At 57.1% G+C, this 8099-nt stretch carries 8 protein-coding genes and 3 pseudogenes; 4 read left to right on the forward strand and 7 right to left on the reverse strand.

Going from position 1 to position 8099, the window contains the following annotated elements; translation table 11 throughout:
• Positions 1 to 211, forward strand: a pseudogene (locus PY650_RS35470) (hypothetical protein); the annotation flags it as partial.
• Positions 212 to 339: 128 nt separating this feature from the next.
• On the opposite strand, the gene PY650_RS35475 reads toward PY650_RS35470, so the two are convergent.
• The 3 genes from PY650_RS35475 to PY650_RS35485 are packed head-to-tail and all read right to left on the reverse strand — an operon-like array spanning position 340 to position 2277.
• The gene (locus tag PY650_RS35475) at positions 340 to 1347 is read right to left on the reverse strand and encodes a DUF3618 domain-containing protein (RefSeq protein WP_285884735.1); all 1008 of its coding nucleotides are present in this window, start codon (positions 1345 to 1347) and stop codon (positions 340 to 342) included.
• On the reverse strand, positions 1347 to 1763 hold the full coding sequence (locus tag PY650_RS35480) for a phage holin family protein (RefSeq protein ID WP_285884729.1): 417 nt from the start codon (positions 1761 to 1763) through the stop codon (positions 1347 to 1349). The genes PY650_RS35475 and PY650_RS35480 overlap by 1 nt, the downstream gene beginning before the upstream one ends.
• On the reverse strand, positions 1756 to 2277 hold the full coding sequence (locus PY650_RS35485) for a nutrient deprivation-induced protein (RefSeq protein WP_285884730.1): 522 nt from the start codon (positions 2275 to 2277) through the stop codon (positions 1756 to 1758). The genes PY650_RS35480 and PY650_RS35485 overlap by 8 nt, the downstream gene beginning before the upstream one ends.
• Positions 2278 to 2764: 487 nt before the next feature.
• Between PY650_RS35485 and PY650_RS35490 the strand changes: the two are divergent.
• Positions 2765 to 3835, forward strand: a pseudogene (locus tag PY650_RS35490) (phospholipase D-like domain-containing protein); the annotation flags it as partial.
• A gap of 306 nt (positions 3836 to 4141) precedes the next feature.
• Here the strand turns inward: PY650_RS35490 and PY650_RS35495 are convergent.
• Positions 4142 to 5092 (reverse strand): annotated as a pseudogene (locus PY650_RS35495) (lysylphosphatidylglycerol synthase domain-containing protein); the annotation flags it as partial.
• 79 nt (positions 5093 to 5171) lie between these two features.
• On the opposite strand from PY650_RS35495, the gene PY650_RS35500 reads away from it, so the two are divergent.
• Positions 5172 to 5909: an endonuclease/exonuclease/phosphatase family protein gene (locus tag PY650_RS35500; protein WP_285884731.1), complete on the forward strand. Its 738-nt coding sequence runs from the start codon at positions 5172 to 5174 to the stop codon at positions 5907 to 5909.
• Positions 5910 to 5959: 50 nt separating this feature from the next.
• Here the strand turns inward: PY650_RS35500 and PY650_RS35505 are convergent, their stop codons facing one another.
• Positions 5960 to 6187: a hypothetical protein gene (locus PY650_RS35505; protein WP_285884732.1), complete on the reverse strand. Its 228-nt coding sequence runs from the start codon at positions 6185 to 6187 to the stop codon at positions 5960 to 5962.
• A 226-nt stretch (positions 6188 to 6413) separates the two neighbouring features.
• A complete protein-coding gene (locus PY650_RS35510; protein WP_285884733.1) occupies positions 6414 to 7202 on the reverse strand; it encodes a DUF1236 domain-containing protein in 789 nt (262 codons plus the stop codon).
• A gap of 376 nt (positions 7203 to 7578) precedes the next feature.
• On the opposite strand from PY650_RS35510, the gene PY650_RS35515 reads away from it, so the two are divergent.
• Complete coding sequence (locus PY650_RS35515) at positions 7579 to 8004, forward strand: NUDIX hydrolase (protein ID WP_285884734.1); 426 nt, start codon at positions 7579 to 7581, stop codon at positions 8002 to 8004.
• Positions 8005 to 8008: 4 nt separating this feature from the next.
• Here the strand turns inward: PY650_RS35515 and PY650_RS35520 are convergent.
• A partial coding sequence (locus tag PY650_RS35520) for a transposase domain-containing protein (RefSeq protein ID WP_285884737.1) occupies positions 8009 to 8099 on the reverse strand: 91 nt, incomplete at its 5' end.

Consider the following 8099-nt stretch of genomic DNA (forward strand, 5'->3'; position numbering starts at 1 on the left):
AAATGCTGCGGAACTGGCTCCTGAACAACCCATGGCGAAACCGCTGACAGGCCGAGGTACATCGCAGACCCCGACCTGCACCAAATATGCGGAAGATCCCATTCGGGGTGAGGAAGCTCCTTTGGTCAGCGGTCGCGAAGGCTTGAAGACATTGAAAGTTATTGAAGCCATCAAGCGGTCGGCCGTGATGGGAGGACGCGTCGTCCTCTAGCCAGGCGTCAAGACAATCGGCGAGTAAACGCATAGCTGTTTCATAATGGAATCTTAGCCCGCGAAGCGCCTGCGACTCGGCGGTCATTTCATTGGCAGGGGATCTCCGGTTTCGGGCGCGCGGTATTGTCAGCTTGGTGTGGCATTCCCACTTGGCTCTGATTTCCGCAGCGAGTCGACCTCCTTGGAAAGGCGATCCTTGATTTTATCGTGAGCTTCAGATGCGGCCTCGGCGGCATCATGATATACGTTGGAAGCGAGCGCTGCTCCTTCCTCGGCAAGCCGGGAGCTCTGAGCGCTAATGGCGTCCTTGACGGCACTCGATGCTTCGCCTGCCCATTCATCTTCAGTTTCGGTGCTCGGAATCGCCGCGCCGATCGCAGCACCCAATGCGAAGGCTAGTGCGCCTCCCACCAGCGGTTGATCTCGAAACTGCTTTAGGATCAGGGCGTTCAGCTTGTTTGTTTGCTCATGAAGGTTTGTTGCTACGGACGAGGTGCGGTCTGCCAATGAGTTTGCTATTCCCGTCGCGTGGTCCGCGAGGTTTTCCGCCGCGGTTTTTGTTTGCTGCCACTTTTCGGCTGCCCAACCGGAAGCAGAATCCAGAACCGCCCCCGTCTCATCGAGAATTTGATCGACCTGCTTGCCAGTCGCATCGACGAAGCCGCGATAGGTCTTTCCTGTTTCATCGACAAAATGACCCGCGCGGCGTCCTGTTTCGTCGGTCAGCGCCTTCAGCGTTTTGCCGGTGCTGTCCGCGAAATGGCTGTAACGCGCCCCTCCTACAAATGATGGCGGGCCGAGGCGGCGTACGGGTCCCTGAACTGGGTAAAGCTCGAGTTCGGGCTCGGCTGAAGAGGGCGCTACGATTGTCGGTGAAGGGGTACCGTTGGCCATCAGCCAGGCCAGACTGACGCCCATCAACGCTACAGGAAGCGGTTTTTCCTTGAGGGATCGGCCAAGGTTACCAATGAACTCGCTGCCGCCGCTGTTTTTGGCGTAGGCGAGCAGCTCATCGATCAGTTGTCCGGGCGACATTCGTTCCTGGATCGCGCTGATGCGTTCCCCGAGCCGCTCGCGATCCTTATCGATTTCCCGCTGAATCTGTGCGGAGGTCCTGTCTATAGACGTTTCCATCAAAATTTATCCTTCACGGTTTGCATGTCACGGCGAATTGAGGTCTTGGTTGTTTCAAGTGCCAAATTGCTGCGGCGGAAGACAGCGAGGCCTCGCCTGATCATTATCCATGCAATGATGCCGATCAGGCCGCCGACGGTCATGGAGGCAATGGCGCTGGCTGCAGGCTCGCTCACCCCCTGGGCCATGAGCAATGCAGCTACACCGCTGATAACCGCGCTCAGCAGCACGCCGATTGCACCGATCGCCAAGACCGTTCCCATGAGAAGGACCTCGACGCCGCTCAAAGCAGCCGACAACTTCTCCGATGCCTCGGTTTTAGCCAGGTCGATCTCCTTGCGCAGAAGACCTGTAACGTCCCTCAGGAGACCGCTGATCAATTCGGCCAGTGGAGTAGTCTCGGAAGGATTAGTCATTGGGGTGGTCCTTGCTTTCGGAGGCCAATTTGTCCGCCGATGGCGCAGCTGTCGTAGCTTTTTCGGTTCGGTTGCCGGAGGCGATCAAAAATCGACTTGCGGTCAATCCAGCCAAGGCTGCAATGCCTAGAAATACCAGAGGCTGCTTGCGGCCGAAGTTCTCGACTACTATGGCCATCTGGCCTAAGTCCTTGCCCTCAATGTTCTTCGCAATACCAGCGACGCTGCGACCAATTTGGCGGGCGTAGCGACCGACTTGTCGCTGATCCGAGCCTTCCAATTCCGCCCCCGCTTTCTCCAATGCTGCCGCGATTCCGCTCACCTGCCGGGCAGCAAAGTGCGTCTGCTCGGTGACGACGTCCCCGGCGGATTCCAGGGCGGCACTCGATGCTTGCTTTGTTATCCTCGTCATTGAGCGGATATCGTCAGTGGTCTTGTTTTTCAGGTCAGTGGCTGGCGAGATGTCCGCAGAATGACTGCGTTCTCCCTTCGAACCGGAAAGTTCGTCAGTCATCGAGGCCTCCGTCGACTGGATTATTTGTCGCCGCCGAACTTCCGATCTTCTAGTTTTGTTCCCGAAAACAATTCGCCGAAGGGCACAAGACATACTATCGCGGCTGGCGTGCGAAGGATCCTCGAAGCCGGTTTGGACAAGCGCTCCGGGGGCGCCGAAGCTAAGAAACGTCACCTGCAGGGTGATGTCGGATGAGTCTTCTATCGCATAGTGATGCCTGCTGCGCGCGTCCCACTCAAAGAAATGGCAGCATGTCCGACGAAGTGAGAAAAAGAAGCTCTGCAACCGGATCGCAATTTGGCCGCCCGTGCGGTGGGATGGGCGTAGGGTTTATCCGCACTGATCAAGCGCCGCCTCACTGGTGACGATGACCAAGTTTGCAGGCCGCAGGAACCTTGTCGAGGTCAACGCGTTAGGTTCCACAATTGTCGAATTTTTTCAGCGGTTTAGTCGCCACAAGATCGCGTGCGAAGAGGCCTGGCCAGGTATGACTCTGGGGATCGACGAGACAGAGCTTGAAGGCGTCGCTGAAAAAGCCGCCTTCCTGATCAACGGGAGCTGTTATTTCTCGCAACTGGCAGATACGTTGCGCCGTGCCAAAAGGAAAATATGGATTATAGGGTGGGACTTTAATCCGGACATTCTCCTAGAGCCCGAATATTCTCGGCAGACACTTGGTGGATTGCTGGAAAGTCTTGCGCTGGGCAATCCCGACCTCGAAATCAAGATTCTGATCTGGGCTCTCGGTCCAGCCTATTCCGAAAAATCGCTCCATGTCGTCGCCAGGGCAGATTTTCCCCGAAACGATCGCATCGAGCTGCGCTTTGCCTTTCAATCTGTCCTACGTGGTTGTCACCATCAAAAGCTTGTCTGCGTGGACGACACGGCTGCTTTCATTGGCGGAATGGACCTTACTTCACGGCGTTGGGACACACGCCGTCACAAGGTGCGCGACCGGCTGAGGCGCGACCCGGACGGCGCTGCCTATGAACCGCTGCACGATCTGCAGGTGATGGTGACCGGCGAGGCAGCCTGCCTCATATCGGCAGTGGCCAGGCAGCGATGGCATGAGGCGACCGGTCAAATATTCGAAGCCTTGTCGACAAAAGTAGCTTCCGATTGGCCGAACTGTTCCGCCGTTTCGTTGTTCAATGTGCCGGTCAGGCTCGCCGTCAGCGAGCCTGATACTCTGGTCAGGCCTGGCGTGCATCATGGTATCCGCACGACAAAGGAGATCATCGCCCGGGCCAACCGGCAACTCTACATCGAGACGCAATATCTGGCCTCATTCACCGTTGCCGATGCGCTCGTCGCCCGCCTGCAGGAGCCGCTCGGGCCGGAAATCGTCATCGTTTGCACCGCCACCTCGCATGGAATGATAGAAAATACGATCATGGGTGGAAACCGCGACAGGATTATCCAGCGTCTCAGACGCGCTGACCGATACAAGCGCCTGCGCATTTTCCATCCGGTCATTCGCGATGGCACGGAATGTGCAGAACTGTTTGTCCATTCGAAACTTCTGATTTGCGACGACAACCTTCTGCGCATCGGCTCGTCAAACCTCAATCATCGCTCCGAAGGCATGGACACGGAATGCGATATCCTTTTTGAAGCAACGGGAGCCGACCATCGGTTCGCGATCACGCGGCTGCGCGATCTTCTTATTGCCGAATATCTTGGCTGCCGTGCCGACATCGTGAAAAACACGGTCCATCGCAAGGGCTCACTCGTAGCGGCGATCGACGAACTCAGTGTCCAATCGGGATGTCTGCTACCCTTTGTCCCGACGGATAAAAAGGATGGTCCGGTTCCCGGAACTGCCTTCTTCGACCCGGTCCGACCACTGGGACAATCGGTGCGGCTGCTTCTCAATCGCTTCATGAGCCGTCTTCCCTTCGCTGGCATGCCTGCGAAACACGATTTCGCCGATGATGAAAAGCACCGTACCGAGCACGAGCGGGAGAAAAAAGTAGACGCAGCGAAATGCAACCAAGGCGCCGATTGAGGCTGCATCGGGGGCGATGTAAGCAACCACCGTTTCCAGGACCCCGAGACCGCCAGGCACATGGGTGGCAAGCGCTGCTGAATTGGCGAGCACGAAAGCAGTGACCGATCGAAAGAACGCTACGTCGGCGAAAGCCGACAGCAGCTGGTGGAGACAGGCCGCTACCAGAAGGAAATTCAAGGTTCCCATCGCCACCTGCAAAAGCGCAAAGGAAGCATATGGCAATTCAAAGGTCCAACGCCAAAGCTGGAACCGTCGGCGCAGAAAAGCGGCCAGCATGACATAGACGATCGGAAGAATGATGATGGCGCCGCCTGCGGTTCGAAGCCACACCGAGTTCCATCGCAACAGACCTGCCGCGTCCTGCGGATTTAAAAGCAACACGAAACCGGCGAGCGTGATCAGTCCAAGGCAGACAGTCGTGCCGGAAAACAGAACCAGTTTCGCGACCTCCTCCGCAGTAAGACCCCAACGTGAATAATAGCGGTAGCGAAACGCGCCGCTGCTCAATCCCGCGAGGCCGATATTGTGGCCCATCGATAGGCTGATGAAGGAGGCGAGCGCAACCTTCCGATGAGGCAGGGACTTGCCGAGCGACAGGATTCCAAGGAAGTCAAATCCGGTAAGGCAAAAATAGGAGGCGGCAGCACAGGCGAGCGCAAGGCAAAGATGAGAGAACGGGATCTGCTGAAGCGAAGCCGAGATGTCGTGGATGCTATACCGATGCAGGATGCGATACACAAGGAAAGCGGCGAGGCAGATCGCAGCGGCAAATAAGCCATTCCAGATCGTACGTCTCAAAAACATCGTCCATCTTTTCCCCGCGAGCTGTGCGGCGGAACCTCTGGAAGCGGAACGATTGTGCGCCTCTCGTGTTCCTTCGGCCATGTGGAAGCAAAGAGTGATCAGAATTCTGAGCTACAATGTGCACAGCTGCATTGGTACTGATTGGAAAATCGATCCCAGCCGAATTGCGGCGGTCATTGCGGATGCCAGGCCCGACATCGTGGCGTTGCAGGAAATAGACGTTCGCCGCCGCCGGACCGGCAGTGTCGATCAGGCGGCTATTATTGCTTCGTTGCTGAAAATGGAAGCGCATTTCAATCCGACTTTGACGGTTGCCGAAGAACAGTATGGGGATGCCATCATAACGGCTTTGCCAGCGCGAGCCGTCAAAGCAGGCCCGTTGCCCTCTTTAGGTGAAGCGCGCGGCGCGCTTTCGCTGGAGGCGACGTTCGCAAACCGCAAAATACTCGTCGTCAATACCCACCTCGGGCTTCGAGGACGCGACCGTGTCCAACAGATGAGCGCTCTGCTTAGCCCAAGCTGGCTGAATTGCGGTGGCGACAATCCTGCCCTGATGATTCTGTGCGGTGATTTCAACGCGATCCCAGCGTCGGGCGCGTACCGTCTTGCGGCGCGTCAGTTGAAAGACGCGCAACTTGTCTGCAATCGGGCGGCAAGACCGACCTTCCCTTCATATTACCCTTTGATGCGGCTCGACCATATCTTCGTGAGCGCCGATCTGCGGGTCGTGAATACTGCGGTCATTCGCAACCGTCTGACGAGCGTGGCATCGGATCATCTTCCGATCGTTGCCGACATCGACGTCGGTGCAACATGAAAACCGGCGTGGCGGACGGCAGCAGTCGTTTTGCTCCCACGCCGGCGGCTTCACAGTCGACGATTCTTATCGGCCGCTTCCTTGTCGGCGCGTCCCGTCGGCACGGATGTTGTTGTCGACGATACCGGGTCGGAAGCCGGGAACGTGTCCTCAAGGCCCTTGTCCAGCGCATCCTTCGCGTTCGTTGCCTCGCTCGCCTTTGCCTGTTCCAATGATTTAACCGCCGGGGACAACCGCCGCCGCTCCCCGTCCTGCTTCTTCTGCCTTGCTGTCGACATGGAAACCTCCTGTGTACTGAACTGATCTAATCCGCGAGACGAGCGGTGGGTTCCCGCTCATGCGCTTCGTTGGCCACACGAACGTTGGTTGGGCATTCCGGGATGTCACAATGGTCCTTCCATCCTGTCAGCGCGATCACTGCGACCAAGATCGACGCGAGACGATCTTGGTCGCAGTGAAGGGGCGGTGCCTTGCATTGAGGCACTGCACGCTTGCAAGGTCTCATCAGGCCTCGAGAATGTAGACGATCTTGAATGTCGACGGATCGACGATCACGACGCGGCCGTCATCGAGGACGAAGAAGCGATAGGACTTGTACTGTGGCACGATCTCCACGATACGCGGCGGCAACGGCTCAAGCCTTATTTTGCGAGGAATGCTTGTTCCGACGGCGACCGAGAAATCCGTTTCATGCACGCGCTCGACATGAACTTCCTTGACTGCCTCGCGGACCTGCGTCTGCTGCTCGACGGAGATATTGACATTGGTAGAGCTCTTTGACGTGTCGCCGGAGGGCTGGGTCGTTTTCGTCTGGGCGCTGCCGGTGTTCGTATTGTTCGTGCCGGTTCCGGTCTTGCCGCCGGTGGAGGGTTCATTCGTGCCCGGCTGAGTGGTTGTGGATTGGCTGTTGTTCTGGCTCGGTTTGGTTTCGCCAGAGCTCTGTGCCTTTCCGGTATTCTCTTGGGTCTGCTCGCCAGAGGACGGCGCAGTCTTTGTGGCTTCGCCAGTCTTTGGCTTCTGCGTCTCTGTGCCGGACTGATTGCTTTCAGTGCCCTGAGCTTTCGGCGCGGTCTTCGATTTCGGGATCGGGTTCTCCGTTTCGTTCGAGGTGCCGCTTTGGCTGCTTTCGCTCGTCCCGCTCTGGGCCTTGGGCGTCTTGCCGGACTCGCCCTTTGACGTTCCGGTCTTCGGCAAGACCGTGTCGTCCTGCTGCGCGAAGGAGGTGGAATGCGACAGAGGCGCGACGCTGAGGGCAGCCGAAGCTAGTAGTATGTAGAAAAGGTTTCGGGACATTTTGAACTCCTTGTTGAATGCCCTTAGTGGCAGACGCACATCGTCCTTACGCCGAACCCGCCACGATGGTGGCTCTCGACCCGCCCTAGTTCCGCAGCCGCGGATGACTGTGCGAATGCATATCCGCTCGCCAAAGCAAGGGAAGCGGCTGCGATACCGTTGCTCTCATTTTCATCCGTTTCGTCTGTTTTCCATACGAGACGGAATCACACACCGAACAATGGGACAATGTGCTTGTTCCTGGCGTGAGGCTTCAGTCGCCGCGGATAGGACTTTGGTCTGATGCCTTATCCGGCGAAAGTCCGGATGGAATTGACCACAGCAAGCGCGGGCAACCGCGATCCCAGGAACGAATGTGCCATTGCTATGGTTTTGAATGTTGGCGTACAGCGCCGCGGGCAAAGCGCATATCGAAGTCGCCCTCACCACCACACGCGAGACGCGCCGCTGGACGATTCCGAAAGGCTGGCCGATCAAAGGATTTAGGGGGCATGAAGTTGCCGAACGAGTGGCATGGGAGGAAGCAGGAATCAGAGGAAAGGCGAAGAAAAAGGTATTCGGCTACTACACCTACCCGAAGGTTCTCGCGTCGCAAGAAAGTGTCCCGTCAATGGTCGAGGTGCACCTTTTGAAGGTCGAAAAGATTTGCAAGAGGTTTCCCGAACGAAGGGAACGGACAATAATCTGGATATCTCCCTTCGAGCCGCCATGTGTGGACGAGCCGGAACTCAAAGGACTGTTCGCCCGACTAAGGAGCATATATGAAAAAGTCTCAAGGTGCCTTATCGCTTCTTCAAGGTAAGCGGTTAGCCGATAGCGTCTGCGCTGAAGTTCCACGGCATGAGCTGCTCGATATCAGAGGCTGGCCAGCCATTTGCGATGCGGGTCAGTGTTTGG

It is taken from the genome of Martinezella calliandrae, from assembly GCF_030272695.1.
In the GTDB taxonomy this organism is placed as follows: domain Bacteria; phylum Pseudomonadota; class Alphaproteobacteria; order Rhizobiales; family Rhizobiaceae; genus Rhizobium; species Rhizobium calliandrae.

Excerpts from the sequence above, each read along its gene's own strand:
- PY650_RS35475 (WP_285884735.1), bottom strand. The coding sequence starts at position 1,347 with ATGGAAACGTCTATAGACAGGACCTCCGCACAGATTCAGCGGGAAATC.
- PY650_RS35480 (WP_285884729.1), bottom strand. The coding sequence starts at position 1,763 with ATGACTAATCCTTCCGAGACTACTCCACTGGCCGAATTGATCAGCGGT.
- PY650_RS35485 (WP_285884730.1), bottom strand. The coding sequence starts at position 2,277 with ATGACTGACGAACTTTCCGGTTCGAAGGGAGAACGCAGTCATTCTGCG.
- PY650_RS35500 (WP_285884731.1), top strand. The coding sequence starts at position 5,172 with ATGTGGAAGCAAAGAGTGATCAGAATTCTGAGCTACAATGTGCACAGC.
- PY650_RS35505 (WP_285884732.1), bottom strand. The coding sequence starts at position 6,187 with ATGTCGACAGCAAGGCAGAAGAAGCAGGACGGGGAGCGGCGGCGGTTG.
- PY650_RS35510 (WP_285884733.1), bottom strand. The coding sequence starts at position 7,202 with ATGTCCCGAAACCTTTTCTACATACTACTAGCTTCGGCTGCCCTCAGC.
- PY650_RS35515 (WP_285884734.1), top strand. The coding sequence starts at position 7,579 with ATGTTGGCGTACAGCGCCGCGGGCAAAGCGCATATCGAAGTCGCCCTC.